Below are 25,040 nucleotides of genomic sequence, written 5' to 3'. Positions count from 1 at the left end.
GAAAAACAAATGAAAGACTCTCGGATCAAGAAAAAAAGATGCGCTGCCGGCATGCTGGCACTGTCGTGCATGGCGTTGATGCTGGGTGCATATGCGCCGCAAAGCCTGGCAGCGTGCGCCCTGGGAGAAGGCATCGCCCGGAATGTGATCAACATCTCCTTGGGCAATATCGTCGTCCCGCCGGAAAAGGGACCGAGCAGGGTAGTGCCGATCGCGGATAGACGATTTCCCATCAGCCACAAAGGCAACGCGCTTCTCGTCTGCAAGGATGGAGGGGGAAAGGCGCTAGCGTCCCTGCACAAAGGTACGGTCGTAGACGATACCCACATCTATCGCACCAACATTCCCGGTATCGGCATACGCATCGGAATGCGACCGGGCGATCACGTCGGAACCTTCTATTTCCCGACGACCTGGTCCCTCTCCGGCACAGGCACGGAGACGACTATCGGCAACAAGGGCTGGATTCACGTTCAGCTCTTCAAGATCAGCTCCGACACCGGCAACGGAGCCCTGGAGGAAGGGACTTACGCCACGCTGTACGCGCAGGACGCGCCAGGGGACTCCCTGAAAGTGATACTCACCGGCAGGACCACGGCCATTGTCACTCCGTCGTGCACCGCCGCTCCCACTCCGCCCGTACAGCTGGGAAAGGTCTGGAAGAACCTGTTCAGCTCGGTCGGCAGCACAGCAGCCGAACAACGCTTCAACATCAAGCTGAACTGCCGCGAGGCCAAACCCGAACTGAACGCTGTCTACCTGCGCATGGACGCAAAACCCCACGCGTCAGGCGCGCCCGGCGTGATCGCCTTGAGCCCCGACGCCAATTCCGCCACCGGCGTCGGCATCCAGCTCCTGGACAAGGACCGTCAGCCGGTCAAGTACGGCGACAGCGCCTTGGTCGGCATGTCCAAGGACGGCGTCTATGACGTGCCGTTCCACGTCCGCTACTACCAGACCGCAAACCAGGTGACGGCCGGCGCGGCGAACGGCACCGCCACCTTCACGCTTGAATACAAATGATCTTCCCAGCTTCCACGAACCACAGGCCATCGATCATGAAAAAGCCCGCATTCAACCACACCGTCCATGTCTGCGTCGAAGCCATAGAGCCAGCGGCGACGCTAGTCCAAGGGCTGGGCGACCGTGCCCAGATGGTGTGCCTGACCCAATCCGCGCTCCGCTTGCAGGAACAGCTGGCCGAACCCGGATTGCACTACGTCGTCATGCACGGCAGCGTGGAATGGCTGGCCGCCATGCTGGGCGCGCGGCGCGGCCCCTACGTCACCGGACTGGTGGTCATGATCACCGCCAACGATTCCTCCAATGCGCGGGCCGAACTGATATGCGCCGGCGCCGACGCCTGCCTGGCCTCGAACGCGGGCATCGACGAACTGCTGGCGGCGCTGAGCAGCCTGGAACGCCTGTCCTCGGCATTGCGTACTCGCCTGCAGCGCGAAGCCGCCCCCGCCGCCGACGCCCTGGCGCGGCAGCGGCGCGCCTTGACCGGCACAGTCGCGACAGTCCGCGTCACGCCGGTCCGGGAATGGGCCCTGATCGAAGCGGAGAAAACGCTGCGCGCGCCTGACAGCGCCGGCAAGATCGCGTTGAGCAACAAGGAATTTGCGCTGCTGTCGTGCCTGCGCGGGCATGACTTCCAGTACTGCAGCATTGCGGATCTGCACCGCGAAGTGTGGCCGGATGCGGCAAGCCGCCCCATCCACCTGCAACGCGCCATCGTCTCCAGCGTGGTCGGGCGGCTACGCCGACGGGCGCGCATGGCGGGAATCGAGCTGCCGCTGCGCACGAGCTATGGACAGGGCTACACCTTCGTCCATCCGCTGAACAACGCCAACTAGCGGCGACGCCAATCGCGACGCTGCAATGGCGGCGGTTGGCTCCCGATCAACGCGACCCTGCGCAAATTCGTATTTCTCAGATGCGGAAATCGATGTCTTCCGACTAAATTTCCCGCCCCCGCGCCATAAAGTATCCGTACTCGCCGGCCCGCGCAGATTCGAGCGCACAACCGACGGGTACGAGCCGCCTGGATATCGCCGCATTCGCGGCGTCGGGCCTTACATGAATCCCCAAAAAGATCGCTGCCTTCCGGATGCGCAAGGACCGTCCCGGTCCGACCCGCGCCCGGGACGGTCTCGATCGCCGCGGGCAAGCCTAGCTTCAAAGGAAATACAACATGAAACGCAGTCTCGTCGCCTCTCTCCTGGCCTCCGGAGCCCTGGTCTCCGTGCTCGCGCCGGTGCCCGCCCACGCGGTTGACGGCGTCATCAACTTCATGGGCGTTATCCGCGCTCCCGGTTGCGACATCAACGGCAACACCCCGGGCCTGGGCAACACGCAGACAGTGCAGCTGGGCACGCCCACGCCGGAGGAAGTCGGCCTGGGCAATGCCGTCGAAGCCGAGTTCCAGCTGAATCTCGCGGGCGGAGCAGGCTGCACCGACGGCCGGAAGGTCCGCATCATGTTCGACCCGACCAACGCCACGCCAGCGGGCAACCTGGCGCTGCTGGATGCCGACCGCGCGCCCAACGTCGAGATCCAGATCCGCAACAACGCGACCGGCAACACCGGCATCATTCCCATTGGCGGTTCGGAAGCCACGCCGCAGGTCGCCACGATCACGGGCAATCCGGGGACGGCGGAACTGAAGTACGCCGCCAAGTATGTCGAGGTCGGCGGCGCGGCGGGCGCTGGCTCCGGCGCGTCGAGCATCAAGTATCTGCTGTCCTACAACTAAGCGCGGGCCGGTCATGGCGTCGATAGCGCGCATCGTTTCATCCCTGGCTGCCGTCTGCGCCATGACCCTGTGTTCCTGGGCTACACCGGTCCGGGCCGGACTGGTGCTGCAAAGCACGCGCCTGGTCATCTCGCCGGATTCCCGCGACGTGACGCTGGCCATCCGCAACGCGGGCGTCGGTCCCGTGCTGGCGCAGAGCTGGCTGGACGACGGCAATGCAGACAGGTCGCCGGCGGACATGCGCGTGCCTTTCGTCCTGGCGCCAGCGGTCGTGCGGGTGGACCCGGACAGCGGCGCGGTGCTGAGGATCTCATACACCCGCGAGCCGCTGCCCGCCGATCGCGAGAGCCTGTTCTATCTCAACGTGTTGGAAACGCCGCCGCGCGATCCGAACGAAGCCAATGTGCTGATCTTCCAGTTCCGGTCGCGCATCAAGGTTTTCTTCAGGCCAGCCGCGCTGCGTCCTCACGTTCAAGCCGCGCCGGCGCTGTTGAGCTGGAGGCTGCGTGGACGCGCGCTGGAAGTTACGAACCCGACGCCTTATTACGTCTCCTTCGCCAGCGTCGATCTGGTCGCAGGCGACAAGCGCACCGTGCTCGAAGGCGGCATGGTCGCGCCATTCGACAAGGCGCGCTTCGAATTGCCGTCCCGCGCGGCCAAACCCGCGGGCCGGGTCTCGGTCGAGTACGAGGTCATCACCGACTACGGCGGAACCACGAAGACAAAGCAGGCCGTTACCGAGTAAAGGCGCGGCGCAGCTTGCGCCCGCGAACCACAGAGCTGACACGTCCCGATGGAAAATCTACACGCAAGGGCTTGCCCCCGCTTGCCAGACCCCGCTCGTCCAGCGAATCGGCGCCAGGCGGCGGAAAGGCTCGCATCCGGTCTTGCCGCCGCGCTGGCGGTCTGGGTCGCTCCCGTACAAGGCAAGCAGGCGTTCTTCGACCCGCAGATGATGTTCCAAGGCGCAGGCGGCACGACCATCGACACGAGCCGCTTCGAGCGCGGCAACTTCATGGAGCCCGGCCGGCACAAGCTGGACGTCTACGTCAACGGCCAGTGGCGCGGCGTGGAGGAGGTCCCGTTCCGCCTCCTGGCCGGCAGCGCCAGCGCCACGCCGTGCTATGACAGCGCATTGCTGGCGCGCCTAGGCCTGGACGTCGACAAGGCCGCGCGCGGCGAGGGCATGCTTGCGCTATCCTCGACCGCAGCCTGCGGCGAGCTGTCGCGCTACGTGCCCGGCGCGCAGGTCAAATTGGAGGTGGCCGAGCAGAAGCTCTATCTCACCGTGCCCAAGTATTATCTGCGCCTCTCCACGCCCGGCGCCTACGTGGATCCATCGAACTGGGACTTCGGCGTGACGGCGGCGCGGCTGAACTACAACAGCAACCTCTTCACCTCTGAAAGCCGCGGCACGCGTACCACGCGTGGCTATGCGGGCCTGAATGCAGGCGTCAACGTGGGCGCATTCCGGCTGCGCCACTATGGCAGCGCGACCTGGTCACCGGGCCATGGCGCGAACTATCAGCGCGGCTATACCTATCTGAAGACCGACGTACCGGCGTGGAGGTCGCAGCTGTTGATGGGAGAAAGCTCCACCGACGGCGACCTGTTCGACTCCGTATCGTTCCGGGGCGTGCAGCTGGCCAGCGACGAACGCATGCTGCCCAGCGCGTTGCGTTCCTACACCCCGGTTGTCCGCGGCACGGCCAACAGCAATGCCCAGGTGTCGGTGTACCAGCGTGGCTACCTCGTCTACGAAACCACCGTGGCGCCCGGCCCCTTCGCGCTCGAAGACCTGCAGGCGGCGGGATATGGCGGCGACCTGGACGTGCGTATCGTGGAGGCGGACGGCAGCGCGCGCAGCTTCGTCGTGCCCTTCGCCACCACCGTCCAACTGCTGCGGCCCGGCACCAGCCGCTACAGCCTGACGGCGGGGCGGGCGATAGATCTGGGCATGGGCAGCAGTTCGCAGTACTTGCTGCAGGGCACGTTCAAGCGCGGGCTGGGCGACATGTACACGGGTTACGGCGGTCTCGCTTTCACCCGGCACTATGGTTCCGCGCTGGCCGGCGCCGCGGTGAACACCGCGCTGGGCGCATTCGCGGCCGACGTCACGCTGTCCCGCGCCGAGCTTCCGGACGAAGGCACGCGGACGGGCGCCAGCTACCGCCTGTCGTACAGCAAGAACCTGCCCAATAGCGGCACCAACTTTTCGCTCCTGGCCTACCGCTATTCCACCAGCGGCTTCGTGGGCTTGCGCGAGAGCATCGCCCTGCAAGGCGCGCCACAGCGCTACCGCTGGTTCGGCGACGTGGGCCGCACGCGCGGACGGCTCGACGCCAACCTCAGCCAGCAGCTTGGCGTCAACGGCGGAAACGTCTATCTGTCGGGGTCGGCCATCCAATACTGGCAAGGCCATGGCAACACCATCAACTTCGCGCTGGGCTACAGCAACCGTTGGCGCGACATTTCCTATTCCTTCGGCGTGCAGCGCATGCAAAACCTGGCCACCCGAAATTCCTACCGGGGCGGCGGCCGCGACAACTCCACACTGGTCACCGTGAACCTTTCGATTCCCCTGGGCCGGGCCGAGCGCGGCGCTCCCATGCTCAACAGTTACTACAGCGCCGATTCCCGCGCCGGCGCCAACTTCACCACCTCGGTCGCGGGCTCGATGGGCGAGTCCGACCAAGGCACCTATTCGGTATCCGCCTCTCATGCCAGCCGCGAGAACGCCAACTCGGCAAGCGCAAACATCGGCTACCGCCTGCCGCAGTCCTGGGTGGGAGCGGGTATTTCGCAGGGAGCGGGCTTCCGCCAGGCATCGCTGAACGCGTCGGGCGGCGTGCTTGTCCATGCTGGCGGAGTGACCTTCTCGCAGACGCTGGGGGAAACGGTCGCGCTGGTACGCGCCGACCACGCGCAAGGCGCGCAGATCGGCTACGGCGGCGACCGCCTGGACGCCCGCGGCTATGGCGTCGTCGCCAGCCTGAGCCCCTACCAGCTCAACACCGTCGACATCGATCCGCGCGACATCCCCGACGACGTGGAGCTGCAGGCCAGTTCGCGCAACGTGGCGCCGCGCGCCGGCGCAGTCGTGCTGCTGTCCTACCCGACCCGCGTGGCCCGGCCGGTGCTGATCGACGCCCACCAGGCCGACGGCGCCGCGCTGCCCTTTGGCGCGGAAGTGCTGAACGCCGCCGACGGCAAGCCGGTGGGCGCGGTGGGTCAGGGCAGCCGCATCGTCATGCGGGCGGAACAGGATCAAGGCCGCGTCATCGTGCAGTGGGGACCGGGGCTGCAGCAGCGCTGCGCCATCGACTACGCCCTACCCGAGCGCGCGCGGCAGCGCGCCCGGGGCTACGATGAGATTTCGCTCACCTGCGCGCCGATGCCGGCGGACGGCGGCAGGCCCACGGGCCCCGGCCCGCTGGCGCGCCGATGATGGGCCTGCTGCGCGCATGCGCACCGCGCCTGACCGCCGGCCTGCTGATGGCCTGCATGGCAGCCTGGGCGCATGCGGACCTGACCGTGGTTGGCACACGCTTCATCTATCCAGCGCAAGCCAGGTCGCTGACGATACGCACCAGCAACTCGGGGGAGACGCCCATCCTGGTGCAGACCTGGCTGGACCAGGAGCAAGCGCAGGCGCGCACCGATCCCAGCAAGCTGCCCGTCCCTTTCGTGCTGACCCCCCCGGTCTACCGGCTGGATGCCGGGGAGCGCAAGGCGCTGGAGCTGCGCTACACGGGCGAACCCCTGCCGGGCGACCGCGAATCGGTGTTCTGGATCAATTTCCTTGAAATCCCTTCGCTGCAGCCGTCGCGCCGCAACCAGTTGCAGCTGTCGTTCCGGCTGAGGATGAAGGTCTTGTTCCGTCCGCCGGCGCTGCAAGGCGATCCTCGGGAGGCCCCGGCGCAAGTCGCGTGGAAGTACCGGCGCTCTGGAGACGCCGCTGCGCCATGGCAGCTGGAAGCGCACAACCCCACCCCTTTCCATGTGTCGCTGGCACGGCTGGAGCTTCCCGCCGCGGCGGGCGTGCAGCGCCTGGACGGTTTGACCGTGCCGCCGTACGCCACCTCTCGGTTCGCGCTACCCGCCGGCCATCAACCCCAGGCGCACGCAAGCACGCTGCGCTACGAGGCCGCCGATGACGCCGGCGACCTGATCCACGGCGCGGCAGCGCTCGCAGCCGCAAACTGAGTCCAAGCCGATCCCGGCATCCAGGAGTACACCCTGATGAGCAAGCTCCCTATCCCCGCACGCACCCATGCGATCGACAAGCCTGCACGGGCCGCCCTCCTCCTGCTGGCCGCCGCGATGGCATTGCCGTGCGCCCCGGTTCGCGGCGAACTGGTCATGAACCGCCCTGCCATCCACTGCAGCCAGTCGAACCAGGCCGGCGGCCCCTGGCGTGAAGTCTCGCCGCTGACCAGTTCCTCGCAAATTGGCGATGTGCTGTTCGAGCGGGGCGCCGGGCTTTTCAACAATTTCCAGCTTGGCTCGGGCGTGGGCGCAGGCGTCCTCCACGAATTGGTTGCGGCGGCGCAGTGGGGTCCCAACGCAGGCGTGGCCGCCGACGGCACGGCGCAGACAAACGTACCCGGCATCGGGCTGCAGGTATCCGTCATGGGCGCGGACGGCATCGAAAGACGGATCAAACCCGGCGCGCTGCCCGTGGTCATGGACAAGCGTCCCGTGTACTACGACACCGCCGGGTCCGCGTCGCAGAAAAACTCCACCGTCACCGAGTACATCCAGCGCCTGGTACTGACCGACGCCGCGGCCAACCTGCCCAGCGGTGAACTGAAAGTGACCGGCGTGGACCCCAACATCACGCTGATGCTCTATGCCGTCAACTACCAGCAGGGCGCGGTGGGCTACGGCGAGGCCATCCAGAACTTTCCCGTCTGGACACCGGGCATTACCGGCGTCTGCGGCAGTCTGCCGTTTTCCTACCAGGGCACCGGCGTCATCGGCATTGGCGGTGGCACGGGGGTAATCGTCCCCAACAAATGCGAGGTCGGCGCCTACCGGACGATCCCAGTCTCGCTGGGAGACCTGCCCCTCTCGCTCTTCGATACACCGGGAGCCACCTCGCCAGCCAAGGAATTTTCCATCGTGCTCACCCAATGCAGCGCCTCGGCCAAGCCGACCATTACTTTTGCCGACAAGTACGGCCCCAACACCGATCCCCATGTGCTGAACCTGAAGCCCGGCTCCGAAGCCGCCGAGGGCATAGGCATTGCCATGATCAACGATACCGGCAAAGTCCCGGTCCGCTTCGGCGCCGCGTATGACATGCAGCGCGTCGGCGACCAGGCCGTGCTGATGCTGCGAGCCCACTATCTCCGCACGGCGCCGGTCGACGGAGCGGTCAAGGCCGGCATCGCCGATGGCAGCGCGGAGTTCACCTTCGAGTTTCCCTGAGGCCAGGGCGCCTCATGCCAACAGGGCCACGGACGCGCGCGTCCATGGCCCTGTTCATGCACTGTCGATCAACGCTCGACAATCCCGTAGTTCAAGCCCACCGGCGGCACCAGGGATGCCAGCCCCAACGTGCTGTTGGCGCGCAGCACGCCGTAGTTCGCGCCGGCCAGGCCGCCGTAGGTATGCTGAAGGGAGTTCACGAAATTCACCTTGCCGCTCGCGCTGGAATAGGAGATTTCGCCCTGGTTCAACCCAGCAATGCCCCCCAGCAGGGCGCGGCTCGCGCCACCCACTTCGCCCGAGGAAGAGGACTGCCGGACCTCTCCCATGTCGCCGTTCTCTCCCACCACGCCACCGGCACGGCTGTTGACGCCGCCGTAGACATTGCCATTGGCCATCGCCGAAACGATCAGGCCCTGATTGGCGCCGACCAGCCCCCCGACCGCACTGCCCTGCCCCGCTGCCACGTTGCCGCTGGCGTTGACCGTGCCCAGCGTGCCGGTGTTGTAGCCGACCAGTCCCCCGCTGTACCCATAGTGTCCGCCAGCAATCTTGCCGCGGGCGACCGAGGCTTCTATCGTGCCGCTGTTATAGCCAGCCAGACCGCCCGCCCGGCCTCCATTCCGGTTGTAGCCGGCCTTGACCTCGCCACCCGCCTCCGCCGTGTCGATGTGTCCATCGTTGGCGCCGACCAGGCCGCCCACATTGACACCATAGGCGGCCGTCACATCGCCTGCGGCCTTGACGTCCAGCAGCAAGCCGCCGGCGCTGTTGCGCCCTGCGAGGCCGCCGGTGGAGCCGCCGCCCTCGGCACTGACGCCACCTTCGGCGGCCGAGCCTGAAATGGCCCCGCTATTCAACCCCACCAGGCCGCCGGTGTACGCATCGCTGCCGTTCTGCACCCGTCCGGTCGCAAGCGAGCATTCGATGTCGCCGCCCAGATTGCTGCCCACCAGCCCGCCCACATTGTGGCCAGCTCCCGTGGCCTGGGTGCTCGCGTGACTGGAGGCATCCGCGATCAGGCCGCGATTCACGCCAACCAGACCGCCCATGCCGCCCAGCTCATCGCGTTGCATCGCTCCCGATACCAGATTGCGCGAGACGCTACGCGTAATGACGCCACGGCTCGCCGCGGAATTCAGGTTTTCACCTGTCAGCCCGCCTATGGCGACCGTGTGCGAACCTGCATATACGCTGCCTGCAACGGTGGCGCGGTCGATACTGCCGCCGGCGTTGGTGCCCACCAGGCCGCCCACCACGTTACGGTGATACGAACTGCCCTTCACGGACATTCCGGCCGTGGACACATTGATGATCTGGCCCGAATTGCGGCCCACCAGTGCGCCCACCGACATGGATGCCGCGCCGGCGGCCGGCGCGTTGACAGTCATCGACGCCAGGTTGACATTGCTGATGCTGCCGGAGGATGCGGCGAACAAGCCCACGTTGGGACCGGCGCCGCTGACCGAGTAGCCGCTGAGCGTATTGCCCAGACCGTCGAAAGTGCCTGAAAAGATGTCATACGGACCGCCTATCGCCTGGATCGAACCGCGTCCACTCAGGCTATTGCCCAGCACGTACAGGCCGCTCAGGTTGCGGTCGATGTCCTGCAGTTGGGCGAGGTTCTGGATCACCGCGTAACGCTGGTCATGCGCGCTGAACGATGCGCCTGCGCCGGACAGCGTGATCACCGCCCCTTCGCCCAGAATATGGCCTCCGGGCGCCTGCAAGGACAAGGCACCGTTGATGCCGGTAATGGCAGTCTTGCCGTTAAGCGCGATTTCTCCGCCGGCGGACATGGCGATGGCGACGTTCTGGCCGGTTGCGGCCAGGTCTGCGTTGACCGTGATATCACCCGCCGCAACCAAGCCTAGCGTGTTGCCGCTGTGCCAAGCGATCGGGCCATTGAGCGCGACGTCGCCCGCAGCGCCTTCCAGCACGATGTTGGTGGCCGCGAGATTGCTGGCGACGGTGTCCGCGTGCACCGTGACGTTTGCCGCGGTGGCGTTTTCGCCCACCGTCACCCCTGCCGACGCGATGCGCCAGGTGCCGCTATCGCCGTTCAAGGCCCGCGTGTCGACCTCAGTGCCAAGCCGCACGGCCACCTGCTGCCCCCGCATCTCCACCTCGCCGCCGTTGCCTGGCGAGGCAAGCGCGCTGGCATTCAGCTTGCCCGCAGCCACCACCACACCGGCGCCGCCGCCGTCCAACGTAATCTTGCCGCCTTGACCCTGCAGCGTCTTCGCTTCGATGATGCCCTGGCTGTTGACCACCGTGCGCAAGGCCGCTCCCGCGGCGCTGGCCGTCATCAGGACCTGCCCGCCGTCGGCGCTCAGCATGCCGCCATTCTCGGCCAGGGCGGACAGCGCGGCGCCATCCATCCGCAAATCGAGCAAGCCGTTGCCGTCGAAGTTCACAGTGAACTCTGCGCCGGCTGCCAGCGCGATCCGCCCCAGCCGCGCCCGGATCACACCCTGATTGCTGACCTTGGCGCCCAGCAGCGCGACGCTGCCGCGGTCGCGCGCGGCAATCACGCCCTGGTTCAATACGGAGGCCTCCGATGGCCCGGCGAAGCGATAGTTGCCCGCGTTGAAATCGGCGTCGGAAAGCTGCTTGGTCGACGCTACCAGTCCGCCCACGTTGACCTCCGCGCCCCTGCCGAAGACGATGCCGTTGGGGTTGACGAGGAAAACCTGGCCATTTGCGTCCATGCGTCCCAGGATCGAACTTGGCGACAGGCCGTTCACCCGGTTCAGCGCGATGGATCCGGCGCCAGGCTGGTTGAAGGCGACACGTTCGTCGGCGCCGATACTGAAGCTGTTCCAATCGATGATCAGCTTTTGCGTGTGCTGATTGATCGACACCTGTTTCTGGTCCAGCGTGGTGTGGATATCGCCTATGCCATTGCCGGCTGCGATCGTCCCTCCCGTCGGTGCAGCATGCGCGCCAGACAGGCTCGCCAGTCCGATCAGGGCCAGCGCGGCAACGCGACTACGCCTGCCGCCGCCGCATTTTCCATGGCGGCGCGCCGACTCGCGCGCCACGCTCCAACTTTGTCTGACCTCGTTCCATACCAATGCATATGTCTTGTTCATGATTGCCTCGCGAGAATGGCGCATCCGCCGCCACGGCAGACTGCGCCGGTTGAGAAAACTGCGCGCGTGATGCGCCTGCGTCAGAAGTAGCGCGACGCCTGGAACCACAAGCGGGGCTCGCGGTCCGCTTCCGTCGCGGGTAGCCGCCGGCCCATCGGCCAGGCGATGCTCAGGTTCACCTGATGGTTGGCGCCGTACTGCGTGATGCCGAATCCCGCCGCACTCAGGTCGTTGCGGTTGCCTCCCCGCGTCCAGCGCTGTTTGCTCAGGCGCACGCTGCCGCGGTCCGCAAAGGCGCTCGCCTGCCACCCGGGAGCCATTTGGTAGCGCAATTCGACGCCGGCCAGCCAGCCCTCGTCGCCGCTGGCCGCGCCCAGCGGATAGGCGCGTACGCCATAGGGTCCGCCCAGGCTGAATTTCTCGGAACTGTCCAGGTTCTTCGACGCCCATTGCGCGTCCAGCCGCGCATAAAGCTGCAGGTGGTCCCCAAGCTGCTGCAGTCGGCTGGCCGAAAGATTGGTCTTGGCGAACCAGCCTGCAGTGCGCACGGTCAGACGGTCCTCGCGCTCGGCTTGCGAATCGCCCAGGCGCAGTCGGCCGCGGCCATGCGACAGCTGCAAGATGGTCCTTCCGCCGCCGAGCCATCCGTCCTCGCTGCTGCCGGCCAGGGCCACGGTCCATAGCCCGATACGCTTGCTGCTGCTTACGTCGAAGAGATCCATGCTGTCGACCAGACGCTTGCGCTCGTGCTGCAATTGCAGGCGCAAGCTGGCGCGGCGCGTGCGCACCAAGGGCTGCTGGATGAACACGGTCGACACGTCGGCGCGGCCGTGCGCACCCAGGGGTTCGAAACGCCTGCCGAGTTCGTACCGCATGCTGGACATGCCAATGCCGACGCGCGTGGACCAGGAGCCAAGGGGAAGCTGATAGCCGGCGTTGTAGTAGCGCTGCCCGCCATCGCTCCCCAACAGTCGCAGATTGAGCTGGTCGCCCAGGCGCAGGGGGTTATTGACGCCGATGCTTCCGCTCAGCCGGTATTCGCCGGTGTAGTAGCCGCCAAAATTGTCCGCGTCCACGCTGCCGAAGACGAGCGGTCCCGCCTCGGCATCCACCAGCAGGCTGGTGCTGCCGGTTTCGGCGCCGGGCCGTAGCGTTCCCTTCACCGCCACGCCGGGCAGCTCGCTGAGCAACAGCAGCGCGCGCTCCAGCTCACGGGCCTGCACTGCACCCCCCGGACGCAGAACGGAGAGCGGCTGTTCCAGCACAGCATCGCGGATCCGCGAGCGGTTCCGCAGACCGATCTCGCCATAGCTGCCCTCCAGCACGGCGATGCGCAGGACGCCCGCATCGATGTCTTGCGGCGGCAGGTAGGCGCGCGCCAGCACATAGCCCCGATCATGGTAGTAAGCGGTGACGCGATCAGCGGCCAGGCGCAGGTCCGGAAACGTCAGCGCCGTGCCCGCCAGATCGGCCAGCAGCGCCCGCAGCGTCGCGTCGTCAACGGCGCGGTTGCCTTCGAAGCGGAACTTGAGCACCTTGACGGCGGGGCCTGTGGCCGCTTCGCCGGACGCGGCTGCGGGCGGCTGCGGTTCGGGCAATTGCACCTCCGGAGCCGTGCCACCCGAGGGCATGGCGGGCAAGACCGATTGCAGGTCGCGCATGGCGCGCCCCGCATCCGGGATCTGCGCCCGCGAGACGTCCGCACACAACGCCATGACCAGCCCGGCGGCCAGCGCAGCCATCCGATGGCGCGCGTTCTCCCCTGTCATCTCCCGCCCCCTGCTCTCTGCCTTTTTTTCACAGGAAGCGTTTGCCCCCGGGCCGGCTGCCGCTCCTGCCAAGCCGGGCGATTCTCGTCCTGCCGGCAGAATACGGAGCGGACGGGAGTGGAACTGTGGGAAGACTACGAAATCGGAGTCGTACTACTACGATTCGGCAGTCGCCTGCCGCGGAGTTGGGGGTGGCGGCGGCTGCGACGAGCGCCGCACTTTAGTACTCCTCCTATTCTTTGGCGAGGACGCCGTCGGTAATATGGCGGCACGCGGCATCGCCACAGCAGCCGCGCACATACAGCGTTTCAAACGCCTGCTTGCGAAACTTGGCGGCAATCGCCATGGACGCACGGCAGTTCCGCAGCAGGCTCTGGATGAACGGGGAAAGAAACATGTCACACGGCCGCATCCGCGTCATCATTGCCGACGACCATCCCATCGTGTCCCTGGGCGTGAGCCACGAGCTCGCGCGAGATCCGGCCATCGAAGTGATCGGCTGCGCCAGGAACTCCACGGACCTGGTGGCCCTGCTTGAAACTCAACCGTGCGACGCGGTGGTCTCGGACTACGCGATGCCGGGCGGCAAGCACGGCGACGGGCTGGGGCTCATCGGATTTTTGCGGCGGCGCTTCCCGGCGCTGCGAGTGGCCGTGCTCACCATGGTCGAGCATCCCACGCTGCTGCGGGCGCTGCTGGCCGAAAAGAACCTGTGCATCCTCAGCAAGGCAGATTCAACGCGCCATATCGCCGAAGCGATACACGCGATGAGCCGCGGCCGGACCTACTATTCGCCGACGGTGAAGGACATGATCATCCGCGAATCCCTCTCGCCGCAACAGCCGCGGTTGACGCGGCGAGAGGCAGAGATCATCCGTCTGTTTTGCGCGGGCGCCACCATCACCGAGATATCGCGTATTTCCAGCCGCAGCGTGCAAACGGTCAGCTCACAGAAGCGCAGCGCGATGAGGAAGCTGGGCATCGAACGCGACGCGGACCTGGTCCGGTACGGCTGCGCCGCCCTGCCGATGGCCGATATGACGCCACCCGACGTGAAGGGCGAGAAAGCGGCCTGAGTCTCCAGCGGTACCAGTGCTTGCCCCTTGTTCAATGTCGACACGCTGGACGCGACCAGACCCGAGTGGCAGCCGCTTGATCCATGTCAAAGCCGCTGGCAAGCCTTTGCGCCAAACGGGCCGGAATAATGTTCAAGTAGCTGCGCCCGCCCCCAGAAACCCGCAGCGCCCGCCTATCCGAGACGGCATGCCGGCGCCGCCTGACACCCATCCTCCCGCGCCTTGATTCGACTACGCCACCGCCTGAGCCCCTCGCGGCTCGACACCGTGACGCGCTTTCGCCGCTATCAGCGCTGGCAGAGCCTGGGCGGCGGCGTGCTGATCACGGTCGCGGTGCTGCTGACCTTCGCCCTGGAAGCCAAGACCACCGCCGAAAAATATCTGGAGTACGTGCGCCAATCGTTCGTGGCCGAACACGCCGTGCTCATGAAGGAAATCTATACGCGCGAGAACGCCTTCCGGATCAGCCTGGCAAGCGCGGAGCTGATGTGGCGAGAAGCGGCGCCCTTTGACGCGGCCCAGATCGCAAAGTACCGCAGCCGGGGCGAAGAACTGCTGGTGGAGGCCGACGAGGATTCCCGCTCTCAATGGATATTGGGTTCGGGCGGCGGCCGGGTGACGAACGCTGCGACAGGAAAGTTCTTCAATCTGGCCGAGCAGATCGGACGCGTTCCCTCAGGCGGGCCCGCGGCCCATGACAACTCGCTGGCCTCGTTCTTCTTTGGGGTCAATGGCAGCATCGCCGGCCTGGTCCCTGCCCCCGAAGCAGCGGTCCGCCAGAGGATCCTGGCGGACCGCGACCGCTACCTCGCCCTGCTGACCGGCGAAGTCAGCCGGCGCATGCTGATCGCGACCGATGCCGGCACCGACACATGGCGCTCCTTGCGCTGGATCCCTCCCGTCGCTAATCCGATCACGGGCAAGCAGGTCTTCCGCATCGGTGGAACCATACTGGACAAGGGCGTCCCGGTCGCCGTGCTGGTGACGGAGTATTCCCCCCTGCAACCCGGCGCCTCGCAGGCGGCAAACCTGCAGGCGGGCGACTTCGCCATCATGTCCGCCAGCGGCCAACTCATCGCTGCGTCGCCGGGCGGCGGTGTCGGCGACGCGCAGGAAACCGCTCCGGCCGCCGACCTCGCCGATATCCCTGCCGGAACGCGCCAGGAAAGAACGCGCTCTGGCCAGTTCTCGATTTCAGAAGGATTGGGCCCGACGGGCTGGGTGCTGGTCTTCACGCTGGACTGGAGCAGCATCGTCAATGCCATCAGCGCACAGCTGACCACGCCCGCGACCATGACCGCAACCACGCTGGCGTTGATATGGGCGCTGCTGCTCTACTTCGAGCTGCGCGTGGTCCGGCCCTTGATGAACCGTTCCAGGCTGGCGCTGGAGAGCGAGCATCTCAACCGCACGCTCATCGAGACGGCTCCCGTGGGCCTGGGTCTGATCGACGCTGCCAGCGGCAGTCCGCTATTGCACAGCCCGGCCATGGAAAAGATGACCGCGCGCGTGGGCGTGGGAAAATTCAGCCTTTCGGCAGAGCTGGCCAATCGTTATCGGCGGCGCGCCGGCACGGCCGCAGGCAGGCGCGATACGGATGTGGTGGAGGAAGACCTCTCGTTCGTCGCCTGCGATGGCACTCCCGTCACCTTGTCGGTCAGCATGGCAGGCGCGCGCTACCGCGGATCTAACGTGGTCGTGGCTGCGTTCATCGACGTCACCGAAAAATATCAGCTGGCCCACCGCCTGCGTGAAGCCAAGGCCGCCGCGGACCGCGGCAATGCCGCCAAGTCGGCCTTCCTGGCGGCGATGAGCCATGAAATACGCACGCCGCTGCACGCCATCCTGGGACACCTTGAGCTGCTCTCGCGCTCGCGCCTGGCGCCAATCCAGCGCAACCATCTCGAAACCGTGCGAGTGTCGTCGGGATTGCTGCTGGCCACGATCAGCGACGTGCTGGACTTCTCCAAGATCGAGGCCGGCGAACTGAGCCTGGAGCAGACGGAGTTCGACCTGCTCGAAGTCGCCTCGCACGCCCTATCCATGTTCGCGCCCCAGGCCCAGGCCAAAGGACTGGCCTTGCTCGGCGATCTGGGCGCTGCGCTCAGGCAGCCCATGCGAGGGGATGCCACCCGACTGGGACAAGTGATCCACAACCTGCTCTCCAATGCCATCAAATTCACCGACCACGGCAAGGTGGTGCTGCGTACCCGCACCGACGCGGCCCGCATCGCCGTCGAGGTGGAGGACACCGGCATGGGCATGACGGAAGAACAGACCCGGAGTGTCTTTCGCGCTTTCAGCCAGGCCGACGCGACCATAGGCCGGCGCTATGGCGGCACGGGCCTGGGGCTGACCCTGTGTTGCCGGTTGGTCGAGGCAATGGGCGGCTCCCTGTCCGTGCGCAGCAAACCTGGAAGCGGCAGCCTGTTCGCGTTCTCCTTGCCGCTGGGCATCGAGAACGCCGAGGCCGACAGGCCATGGTTCGCCGGCGAGCAGGTGTTGCTGCTGGCCGCGCGCGACAACTGCCGTCACGGCCTGGAAGCCGTCCTGCGAACCTGGGGACTGCGCGTCAACGCCCGCCGCCATCCATCCGAACTGGACGAGGACACGCTGGACGAAGCGACGGTCCTCATCATCTGGGGCGACAAGACGGACTGGCAGCCGGAGGACGAAGACAGATTGCTGGACCAATCTTCATGGGTGATCGATTGCGGCATGCTCGGACCCGCCACGCCGCAGGACACGGGACGCAAGCTCAGCGTTTCGATGTACGGATTGCATGGCCTGGCCTCGGCCTTGCGGCATGTGCTGCAGGACGCGCCCCTGTCCACCGCGGCCCCCGCGCCTGCGCCGCGGCATTCGACCCGCTCGTTGCGGGTGCTGGTGGCCGAAGACAACGCCGCCAACCGCGGCCTGTTCGAAGAACAGTTCAAGCTGCTGGGCTGCGAAGTCGATCTGGCGGAGGGAGGTGCGCAGGCTTGCGCACTGCTGGCAGCGCACCGCTATGACGTGCTGGTCACCGATCTCGCGATGCCCGGCGTGGACGGCTACGCGCTGGCCCGACAGGCTCGATCCATGCGGCCGGACATGCCCGTCATCGCCGCCACGGCCTGCGTGACGAAACACGAGCGGCAGCGCTGCAATGAAGCCGGCATCGCGCGGGTGCTGACCAAACCTTTGCCGCTGGCCGAACTCGAACACGCCTTGCTGGACGTATGCGGGCAAGCCGGCCGCGGCCCGCAACAAGCACCGGCTGCGGCCGATAACGGTCCGCAAGCCTTGACCGGTGGACGCGCCTTCCCCCCGGCGCTGCTGCGCACGCTGGAGCAATCTTGCGCGCAGTCCCTGGACACCATCAAACGCGCTGCCATCGACGAAGACAGCGGCAGCCTGCGCGGCGAACTGCACGCCTTGCGTGGCATGCTGGCCATTTTCCGCCTGCCCGCGCTGGCCGAACAGTGCGCTCAGCTCGATACCCGCCTGAACCAGCCAGGCGTGCGCGGGTCGGCGGACGCGGTGGCGCTCATCTGCGACGACGTGCTCGCCGCAGTGAAAAGCGCCCTGGCCAAGCCTGCTGGCCAGCCGACCACCGAACAGGCTTGACCGTCCGGTTTGCGCCGCAGGTTCAAGCGATACCCGATGCCGGCACGCGCGCCGGCAACTGGTCCGCAGGCCGGGTTGCGAGCATGGCGGCCAGCTCCCGCCGTTTCGCGGCATGACCCGGATCGTCGAAGAGATTGTCCATCTCGTCCGGATCTTCGGCCAGGCAATACATCTCGCCCGCGCCGCTGCCCAGTTCGACGGTCAGCTTCCAGTCGCGCGTGCGCACAGTGCGCAGCTTCAGCTCCACGCCGCAGCGCGATGCCGCCACGTCCCATTCGCTCAAGGCGAACTCGCGGGTGGCATCCCCGCCTTCCAGCAACGGACGCAAGCTGCGGCCGTGTTGCGGCCCCAGGGCCGATGCGCCGGCGTAGTCGCAGAAGGTCGCAGCAAGGTCCAGCGTGGAAACCGGGTCTTCCACCTTTCTCCCGGCCGCGATGCCGGGGCCGCTGGCCACCATGGCCACGCGCAGCAGGCCTTCATACGGCATGGGACCCTTGAGCATCAGTCCGTGGTCGCCCAGCCATTCGCCATGATCCGAGGTGAAGATGACGATGGTGTCCTGGTCCAGCCCGTATTCGCTCAGCGCCTTCATGATGCGCCCCACCTGATGGTCCACCAGCGAGATCATGCCGTAGTAGTTGGCGATGATCCGGCGCAGCGCCTCGTCTGATTGGGTCGGCATGCGCGAAAAATTCTGCCGTACCGCCTGCACTTCGGCATTGCCCATGGGCTTGCTTTCCATGCTGGCCCTGTGCCACCAGGGCCGGCGATCGTAGTCGGTGACGCGATGGCGCGGCAGATCGACCTCGTCGGGATGATGCAGGCGCGACCAGGGCTCGGGGCAATCGAAAGGGTGATGAGGATCGGGAAACGATGCCCACAGGCAGAACGGCTGATTGCGATGCTCGCGCAAATAATCGATGGTGCGATCGCCGATCCAGGCGGAGTTGTGCCAGGCCGCCGGCAAAGCGGAATGGAAGGTCTGCGGCGCGCCGCAGGCCGGGCCCAGGTCGGTCCCATACAGCTGGTTGCGCAGTTCGCCCAACCCGTCGCCGTAGTGCCAGCGCGAATGATTCAGGCCGCCGGGCAAAGGCGTGGGCAGCCAATAGTTGTGGCCTTCCACCACCAGCTCCACATGCTTGAAGCCCATGTAGGGCCCCGCCCAGCCCGGTCCCATGCCCGCCTCGCTGTACTGGCATTCGGGCCGTCCCGTGGCCTGGAAGGTGTGGTGCGTGGAGAAATGCGCCTTGCCGATGAAGCCCGTGTCGTAGCCGGCAGCGGCCAGGCTGCCGGCAAAGCCCGCCTCGCCGGTACGCAGATCCAGGTCTATGCCGTTGTCGCAGACGCCATGCGTCAGCGGCAGCAGGCCGGTCAGCATGGAGGCGCGCGAAGGCTGGCAGACGACGTTGGGCGTGATGCAGGCCGCGAAATGCGTGCCAGTGCGCGCCAGCAGATCAATGTGCGGCGTCTTGACCCGGCGTCCCGCAAAGCCCAGGCAGTCACCGCGATGCTGGTCGGTCGTGATGAGAAGAATGTTGGGGCGTTTCATTGCTGCTTGCTGGTGGCGGTCTTGATGTCGGAAAGCACGGGCGCGAGCACACGGATGTCATGGGCGATGCGTTCGTTCAAGCCCAGCCCGTCCTGGTCGCCCACGATCATGCCCTGGGCCTGCATCTTGTCCCGGACCTCGGGACTCTTCAGGACAGCGGCGACGGCGCGCTGCAAATCGGCCAGCACCGGAGCGGGCGTCTGCGCCGGCGCGAACAGGCCGAACCAGCTGTAGAACGTGAAGTCCTTCACTGCGTCCTTCACCATCGGCAGGTCGGGCGCGCCCGCGATGGGCGCGGCTCCCGCGTTGGCCAGCCCCTGCACCTTGCCGGCCTTGATCTGCGGCACGGCCGTGCTGGCGACGATGAACATCAGATCGACCTGGCTGCCCATCACGCCGACAAAGCCCTGGGGCGCGGCCTTGTACGGCACGTGCTTGAGCGAGATGCCGGCGGCATGCTCGAACAACGCCATCGCCAGATGATGGGTGGAACCCGGACCGCCGCTGGCGTAGGTAATGGAGTCGGGCCGGGCGCGCGCCTGCTCCAGCAGTTCACGCAAGGACTTGAACGGCGCCGTGGGCGCCGCCACCAACACGTACTGCAGGGTCGCCAGCGTCGCGACGGGCGCGAAGTCCTCGGCACGATACGGCACGTCCTGCATCAGGTAAGGCACCGCCGTGAACGAGGCGTCCGGCCCCAGCAGCAGCGTGTAGCCGTCGGGCTTGGCGCGTGCCACCGCCTGGGAACCGATGACGCCGGCGCCACCGGCGCGGTTTTCCACGATGACCGGAACGTTCCATTGTTTGGACATTTCCGCAGCGACCAGACGCCCGACCACATCGGCCGCGCCGCCGGGCACCGAGGGCACGACCAGCGTGACGGGGCGGTCCGGATAAGCCGCGACGGCCGCCTGGGGAACGGCCAGAGGTACGGCCAGACTCAGGGCGGCCAGGGCGCCGCGCACAAGTTTCAGCATGATTGTCTCCATCCCGCGGCTCGCCTCATTCGCGGGCGGCTCGCTGGCAATCATCATCTGCCAGCCCATCATTCCAGTCCAATGATATATTTTTCACTTTCCATATCAGAGTTGATATGTAGAGATGAACCCTCCCGACACCATCGCTCCCCTGCAGCAAGACTGGTATCTGCGTGGCCGGCTGCGCCTGCGCCACCTGCAACTCATGCTATTGCTGGACGAAGTCCACAACGTCGGCGTGGCGGCGCAACGCATGGCCACCACCCAGCCAGCGGTGTCGCGCATGCTCGCGGAACTGGAGGACATGCTGGGCGCCCGGCTGTTCGACCGGACCCCGAAGGGCACCTTCCCCACGCCCCATGGCGACTCCCTGATCCGTCACGCCCGCTGGGTGCTGGGTGACCTGGAACGCATGAGCGGCGAATGGTCCGCCGCGCCCGGCCTCGACGCGGAAACCATCCATGTCGGCGTCAACTCGGCGGCGGCGGCCTACCTGGTGCCGCGCGCGCTGCTGCGTTTCGAGCAACAGGCGGCCAATGTCAATGTGCTGGTGCGCGAGGGTTCACTGGAAGCGCTGATGCCAGACCTGCACACCCGCAAGCTGGACCTACTGGTGGCGCGCATGGGCGCCGCCGTGCGCACGCCCGATACCCTGACGCAAGTGCTGTACGAAGAGCCGATGTGCGTATGCGCGCGCAGCGGACATCCGCTGGCGGACGTGGCCCAGGTCTCCTGGGCGCAACTGGCGGCCTATCCGTGGATCATGCCGCCGCGCGGCAGCCCGGCGCGCATCGGCCTGGACATGCTGCTGCAGCGTCACGGCCAGTACCCGCCGTCGCGCATCGAATCGGCCTCGGCCCTGAACAATATGATGCTGATGGCCAGCAGCGACCTGCTGTCGCTGCTGCCCCGTTGCGTCGCACGCCACCCGGCCGGCAGCGGCGGCGTTGCCGTTCTGGATATCGAGCTGCCTCCCGTATTCGGCCCGCTGGGCATCGTGCGGCACCACAGCCTGGATTTGTCGCCGCGGATGCGGGATTTGATCGAGTGCCTGCGGGCCGAGGCGGCTGACGCGGCGGCGCCACGCTGAACACCTGCGGGACGCGTCGCGCGCGTCCCGCATGACGCGCTAGCTCGCGCGGCGCGCGGTCAGCCATTGCGCGGGCTTGAGCGCCTTATCCACGATGCGTATCTCGCCGATGCTGCCGAAGAAGCCGTCGGCGCGTTCGCCGTCCCACGAACCCGCTCCGATCACCCAGGGCATGTCGGCGGCCAGCGTCGCCAGGCCCGGCGCATTGCTGACGTTGCGCAATACCGGCGCGCCCTCGATGTACAGAATGGTCTCGTGCGTGTCGGCGTCGTTGACCACCGCGACGTGGAACCATTTGTCCGCGATGATCTCGCCCGACCAGTTGGTCTTGCCGCCGCGCTCACCCGCCACGACCGGCACGATTTCCCACTGGATCTCGCGCAAGCTGGACACGGCGAAGATCAAGGGCGGGGATTCCGGGTCGCCGCCATTGAACCCGGCCAGATCGCCGCGCTTGCCGTCGCGCGTCATCACGTTCATCCAGGCGTGCTTCTGCGCGCTCCAGTCCCGGTCGATCTTCAGGAACGCCTCGACCGTGTAGCCGTTGGGCACCGTGGCGCCGTTGATCGCCGCAGTGGCTTCGGTGGTGAAGTAACTCATGCGCGCGGTGTTCTTATCGGTGTTCAGGAACCGCACTGAACCGGGCGCGGCGGACAGGTAATGGTGATCGTCCGACCACAGCAGGTCGCCTTCCTGCGCGCCCGCCACGCCGTCTATGTTGAGCGCCGCGCGGCGGATCGGATTCAGGCCGGTCAGATCCGCGACGGTCTCGCCCACCTTGACGGACAGGCCGGCCTGCCCGCCGAAGAAGCGCCAGTGCGCCAGCGTCCCCGCCACCAGCGGGTAGTCGTTGACGTCCGCGGCCGGCTTCTGTTCGACGGTCGTGGGATCCGTGTAGTTGGCCAGGATCAGCGCCGAAGCCTGTTCGACCAGCGAGGTATGCGAGGGCGCCGCCGCCTTGAACGTCTTGTTGAAGCCGGAGAAGCGGCTGGCGAAGTCCATCTTGATGGTGAACTGCTCGTTGGGCGCGGTCAGCACCGCCTGGTCAAATGCGTTGAGCGTGTCCTTGGGCTTCTGCGGCACCCAGGGCGAGAAAGACAGCACGCGGATCTCGTTGTTGCCCAGATCGAATTCGTACAGACGCATCAGGCCGTTGCCGCCCTGGTAGGCCATCTGGTAATCCACCACCATCTCCTCCACCGCGTTGCCATAGGCGTTGGTCTTGGTCAGGCGGGTGGCGCCGTGGTAGTGGCCGTTGAGCGTCATGAAGATCTGATCGTTGTCGCGGATCAGCTTGTCCCACAGCATCTTGCCGTAGGGCACTTCCAGCGGGCTGACGCCATCCTTGTCGATGTTCAGCAGCTGGTGGTTGATCAGAATGGCGGGCAGCGTGGGATTGGCGCGCAGCACCTGGTTGGCCCAGGCCAGCGCGTCATTCGATGCGCGCCAGGACAGCGACAGCACCAGGAACTTCTGCCCTTCGGCCTCGAACACGTGGTACTCGTGAAAGCCGCTGGCATCGCGGCCGCCGAAGGTGGCCTGCTGCTTGGCGCGCGTGACGCTGAAATGCTGCAGGTAGGGTTCCTTGGCCAGGTCGCGCTGCGCGTCGGTATTGGCCGACTGGCTGCTCTCGTCGACATAGTCGCGGTCGACGATCACGTCGTGGTTGCCCGCCAGGATCGAGTACGGCACCTTGGCGTCTTCCAGCACCTTCATCGCGGCGCTGGCCACCTTCCACTGGTCGGGCTTGCCCTGCTGGTCGACCACGTCGCCCAGATGGACCAGGAAGGGAATGTTGAGCGCCTTGGCGTGCTCGGCCACCCAGCGCGTCTGCGCCTGGTAGGGCTCGCTGCCGTACTTGCGCATGAACTGCTGGTTCTCGGCGTCGGTCGCGTAGCGAGAATAGAACTGCGTATCCGGCAGCACCGCCAGCGCAAAGCTCGACACCAGGGCCGGCTGAGGCTTGCCCGTGCCGCCATCGCCGTCATCATCATCGTCATCGTCGCCGCCGCCATTGCAGCCGCTGAGCAGGAAACTGCCGCCCATGGGCAACAGCGTCACGCCCAAGCCGGCGCGCAGCAAGCTGCGCCGCCGGTTGTCGGGCGCCTGCGGCAAGGCATCCGCCGCCTGCTCCACGATCTGCGTATCACCCTGGCCGTGCTTGCTGTCCTTCGTCATCTCTGCTGCCTGTTCGAAAAAGGCGGGAGTCTAGAGACGCGGAATGACGGCGGGATGACTGAATCCGACACGTAAATGCAAAAAAGCCGGCAACGCTTGCGCGATACCGGCTTTCAGCCAAAGGCGTCGGGAAACACCTTCATGAATTCGACCACATGAGTGGTCGGGGCGAGAGGATTCGAACCTCCGACTCCTGCGTCCCGAACGCAGTACTCTACCAGGCTGAGCTACGCCCCGAGTCTTACTACTACTACTGACTTCGCTGCGCTCAGTGCAACCAAATCATCTTTCGCTTTCACTATCAACCGCCACGTTTCAGGCCACCGGGCTTTCCCATCCGGGTTTTCCCAACACCTGGGTTGCCCCAGATTTTTCGCCTAATTCGCTTAGCGATCTCTGTTCACCGCGAAAGCGCAGAATTCTAACAGAGATTTTTGAAAAGGGGAAATGGGGTAAGCAGAAAGTGCTTTTCGGGCCAGAGCCGCTTCGGCCACGGCGGCCTGGCGGGCGTGTTCCAGGGCATCGGTAGCCTGGATGGCGGCGGCCACGGCGGCGAAGTCGGCGTCGCCGGTCTTGATGGCGTCCCGGATCAATTGCTGCTGTTCCGGCGTGCCCACTTCCATCACGCGGATCAGCGGCAGCGTGGGCTTGCCCTCGCGCAAGTCGTCGCCCACGTTCTTGCCCAGGGCGGCGGCGTCGCCGCTGTAGTCCAGCACGTCATCCACCAACTGGAAGGCGGTGCCCACGTGGCGGCCATAGGCGGCCGCGGCGGCTTCCTGCTCGGGGGTGGCGCCCGCCAGCACGGCGCCCACCTGGGCGGCGGCCTCGAACAGCTTGGCGGTCTTGTAGCGCACCACTTGCAGATAGCGCTCCTGCGAGACGTCCGGATCATGCACGTTCAGCAGTTGCAGCACCTCGCCCTCGGCGATCACCGTGGTGGCTTCGGACAGGATGCTCATGACGCGCATCGAGTTCGCTTCCACCATCATCTCGAAGGAGCGCGAATACAGGTAGTCGCCCACCAGCACGCTGGCGGCGTTACCGAAGACCGCGTTGGCGGTTTCACGCCCGCGGCGCAGGTCGGATTCGTCGACCACGTCGTCGTGCAGCAGGGTCGCGGTGTGGATGAACTCAACCACGGCGGCCAGCAGCTGGTGGTGCGTGCCCTCGTAGCCCAGCGCGCGCGCCACCATCAGTACCATGGCCGGGCGCATGCGCTTGCCGCCCGCGCCTATGATGTAGTCGCCGATCGTGCGGATCAGGACCACCTCGGAATTCAGCCGCTCGCGGATGACCGCGTCGACGGCTTTCATATCGTCTGCAATGGGGGCAACAAGCTCGGGGAGATTCAAGACGTATCCGGGAGAGTGAAACGAGCCGCGGCGTGAACGCGCGCCGGCTCTTACCGCTGGGCCCGCCGCAGACGGCGGGAGGATTCGACCAAGGATTATACGGGGAGTGACGGACGCGAGCCGTCATCCTGGCGGAATCGCCGGCAGGGGTGGCGCC

General features: G+C 66.3%; 16 protein-coding genes and 1 tRNA gene. 10 read left to right on the top strand and 7 right to left on the bottom strand.

The features are described from left to right. The first annotated feature begins 9 nt into the window (after positions 1-9). The 7 genes from IB257_RS21115 to IB257_RS21085 all read left to right on the top strand — a co-directional run bounded on the left by IB257_RS21115 (position 10) and on the right by IB257_RS21085 (position 8,191). Positions 10-1,023, top strand: coding sequence for a fimbrial protein (locus tag IB257_RS21115; protein ID WP_181953350.1), 1,014 nt, complete (start codon positions 10-12; stop codon positions 1,021-1,023). A gap of 35 nt (positions 1,024-1,058) precedes the next feature. Then, the gene (locus IB257_RS21110) at positions 1,059-1,859 is read left to right on the top strand and encodes a winged helix-turn-helix domain-containing protein (protein ID WP_175160813.1); all 801 of its coding nucleotides are present in this window, start codon (positions 1,059-1,061) and stop codon (positions 1,857-1,859) included. Positions 1,860-2,197: 338 nt separating this feature from the next. After that, on the top strand, positions 2,198-2,758 hold the full coding sequence (locus tag IB257_RS21105) for a fimbrial protein (protein WP_192492755.1): 561 nt from the start codon (positions 2,198-2,200) through the stop codon (positions 2,756-2,758). 13 nt (positions 2,759-2,771) lie between these two features. Next, positions 2,772-3,503 (top strand): molecular chaperone, encoded by a 732-nt coding sequence (locus tag IB257_RS21100; protein ID WP_225589053.1) that lies wholly within the window; start codon positions 2,772-2,774, stop codon positions 3,501-3,503. Positions 3,504-3,584: 81 nt separating this feature from the next. Further along, positions 3,585-6,206, top strand: a complete 2,622-nt coding sequence (locus IB257_RS21095; RefSeq protein ID WP_192492754.1) for a fimbria/pilus outer membrane usher protein — start codon at positions 3,585-3,587, stop codon at positions 6,204-6,206. Further along, complete coding sequence (locus IB257_RS21090; RefSeq protein WP_225589052.1) at positions 6,203-6,964, top strand: molecular chaperone; 762 nt, start codon at positions 6,203-6,205, stop codon at positions 6,962-6,964. Before IB257_RS21095 ends, IB257_RS21090 begins: the two co-directional genes overlap by 4 nt. Positions 6,965-7,000: 36 nt before the next feature. Next, a complete protein-coding gene (locus tag IB257_RS21085) occupies positions 7,001-8,191 on the top strand; it encodes a fimbrial protein (protein WP_054457693.1) in 1,191 nt (396 codons plus the stop codon). A 68-nt stretch (positions 8,192-8,259) separates the two neighbouring features. On the opposite strand, the gene IB257_RS21080 is transcribed toward IB257_RS21085, so the two are convergent. Both IB257_RS21080 and IB257_RS21075 read right to left on the bottom strand, forming a co-directional pair. Next, positions 8,260-11,286, bottom strand: a complete 3,027-nt coding sequence (locus IB257_RS21080; protein WP_192492753.1) for a filamentous hemagglutinin N-terminal domain-containing protein — start codon at positions 11,284-11,286, stop codon at positions 8,260-8,262. 80 nt (positions 11,287-11,366) lie between these two features. Continuing rightward, on the bottom strand, positions 11,367-13,055 hold the full coding sequence (locus IB257_RS21075; RefSeq protein ID WP_192492752.1) for a ShlB/FhaC/HecB family hemolysin secretion/activation protein: 1,689 nt from the start codon (positions 13,053-13,055) through the stop codon (positions 11,367-11,369). 344 nt (positions 13,056-13,399) lie between these two features. On the opposite strand from IB257_RS21075, the gene IB257_RS21070 reads away from it, so the two are divergent. Beyond that, positions 13,400-14,131: a response regulator gene (locus IB257_RS21070; protein WP_306650739.1), complete on the top strand. Its 732-nt coding sequence runs from the start codon at positions 13,400-13,402 to the stop codon at positions 14,129-14,131. 222 nt (positions 14,132-14,353) lie between these two features. After that, positions 14,354-17,737, top strand: a complete 3,384-nt coding sequence (locus tag IB257_RS21065; protein ID WP_192492751.1) for an ATP-binding protein — start codon at positions 14,354-14,356, stop codon at positions 17,735-17,737. 22 nt (positions 17,738-17,759) lie between these two features. Here the strand turns inward: IB257_RS21065 and IB257_RS21060 are convergent, their stop codons facing one another. After that, positions 17,760-19,286: a sulfatase-like hydrolase/transferase gene (locus IB257_RS21060; RefSeq protein ID WP_175213051.1), complete on the bottom strand. Its 1,527-nt coding sequence runs from the start codon at positions 19,284-19,286 to the stop codon at positions 17,760-17,762. After that, on the bottom strand, positions 19,283-20,263 hold the full coding sequence (locus IB257_RS21055) for a tripartite tricarboxylate transporter substrate binding protein (RefSeq protein WP_192492750.1): 981 nt from the start codon (positions 20,261-20,263) through the stop codon (positions 19,283-19,285). The genes IB257_RS21060 and IB257_RS21055 overlap by 4 nt, the downstream gene beginning before the upstream one ends. Positions 20,264-20,387: 124 nt before the next feature. On the opposite strand from IB257_RS21055, the gene IB257_RS21050 reads away from it, so the two are divergent. Further along, the gene (locus tag IB257_RS21050; protein ID WP_175213049.1) at positions 20,388-21,353 is read left to right on the top strand and encodes a LysR family transcriptional regulator; all 966 of its coding nucleotides are present in this window, start codon (positions 20,388-20,390) and stop codon (positions 21,351-21,353) included. 39 nt (positions 21,354-21,392) lie between these two features. On the opposite strand, the gene IB257_RS21045 is transcribed toward IB257_RS21050, so the two are convergent. From IB257_RS21045 to ispB, 3 genes are all read right to left on the bottom strand, one after another. After that, positions 21,393-23,531 carry a LamG-like jellyroll fold domain-containing protein gene (locus IB257_RS21045; RefSeq protein WP_175213048.1) on the bottom strand — a complete coding sequence of 713 codons (2,139 nt, stop codon included), beginning with the start codon at positions 23,529-23,531 and terminating at the stop codon, positions 21,393-21,395. Positions 23,532-23,691: 160 nt separating this feature from the next. Then, positions 23,692-23,768: transfer RNA gene (locus IB257_RS21040), tRNA-Pro, on the bottom strand. Between the two features lie 149 nt (positions 23,769-23,917). Next, a complete protein-coding gene (gene ispB / locus IB257_RS21035; protein ID WP_192492749.1) occupies positions 23,918-24,883 on the bottom strand; it encodes an octaprenyl diphosphate synthase in 966 nt (321 codons plus the stop codon). Positions 24,884-25,040: the final 157 nt, after the last annotated feature.

The organism is Achromobacter sp. ACM03 (assembly GCF_014851665.1).
Taxonomy (GTDB): domain Bacteria; phylum Pseudomonadota; class Gammaproteobacteria; order Burkholderiales; family Burkholderiaceae_B; genus Achromobacter; species Achromobacter aegrifaciens.
Note: the sequence above shows the minus strand (reverse complement) of the source record. Positions and strands in the feature narration are given on the sequence as shown.

Excerpts from the sequence above, each read along its gene's own strand:
- IB257_RS21115 (WP_181953350.1), top strand. The coding sequence starts at position 10 with ATGAAAGACTCTCGGATCAAGAAAAAAAGATGCGCTGCCGGCATGCTG.
- IB257_RS21110 (WP_175160813.1), top strand. The coding sequence starts at position 1,059 with ATGAAAAAGCCCGCATTCAACCACACCGTCCATGTCTGCGTCGAAGCC.
- IB257_RS21105 (WP_192492755.1), top strand. The coding sequence starts at position 2,198 with ATGAAACGCAGTCTCGTCGCCTCTCTCCTGGCCTCCGGAGCCCTGGTC.
- IB257_RS21100 (WP_225589053.1), top strand. The coding sequence starts at position 2,772 with ATGGCGTCGATAGCGCGCATCGTTTCATCCCTGGCTGCCGTCTGCGCC.
- IB257_RS21090 (WP_225589052.1), top strand. The coding sequence starts at position 6,203 with ATGATGGGCCTGCTGCGCGCATGCGCACCGCGCCTGACCGCCGGCCTG.
- IB257_RS21085 (WP_054457693.1), top strand. The coding sequence starts at position 7,001 with ATGAGCAAGCTCCCTATCCCCGCACGCACCCATGCGATCGACAAGCCT.
- IB257_RS21080 (WP_192492753.1), bottom strand. The coding sequence starts at position 11,286 with ATGAACAAGACATATGCATTGGTATGGAACGAGGTCAGACAAAGTTGG.
- IB257_RS21075 (WP_192492752.1), bottom strand. The coding sequence starts at position 13,055 with ATGACAGGGGAGAACGCGCGCCATCGGATGGCTGCGCTGGCCGCCGGG.
- IB257_RS21070 (WP_306650739.1), top strand. The coding sequence starts at position 13,400 with ATGGACGCACGGCAGTTCCGCAGCAGGCTCTGGATGAACGGGGAAAGA.
- IB257_RS21060 (WP_175213051.1), bottom strand. The coding sequence starts at position 19,286 with ATGAAACGCCCCAACATTCTTCTCATCACGACCGACCAGCATCGCGGT.
- IB257_RS21055 (WP_192492750.1), bottom strand. The coding sequence starts at position 20,263 with ATGCTGAAACTTGTGCGCGGCGCCCTGGCCGCCCTGAGTCTGGCCGTA.
- IB257_RS21050 (WP_175213049.1), top strand. The coding sequence starts at position 20,388 with ATGAACCCTCCCGACACCATCGCTCCCCTGCAGCAAGACTGGTATCTG.
- IB257_RS21045 (WP_175213048.1), bottom strand. The coding sequence starts at position 23,531 with ATGACGAAGGACAGCAAGCACGGCCAGGGTGATACGCAGATCGTGGAG.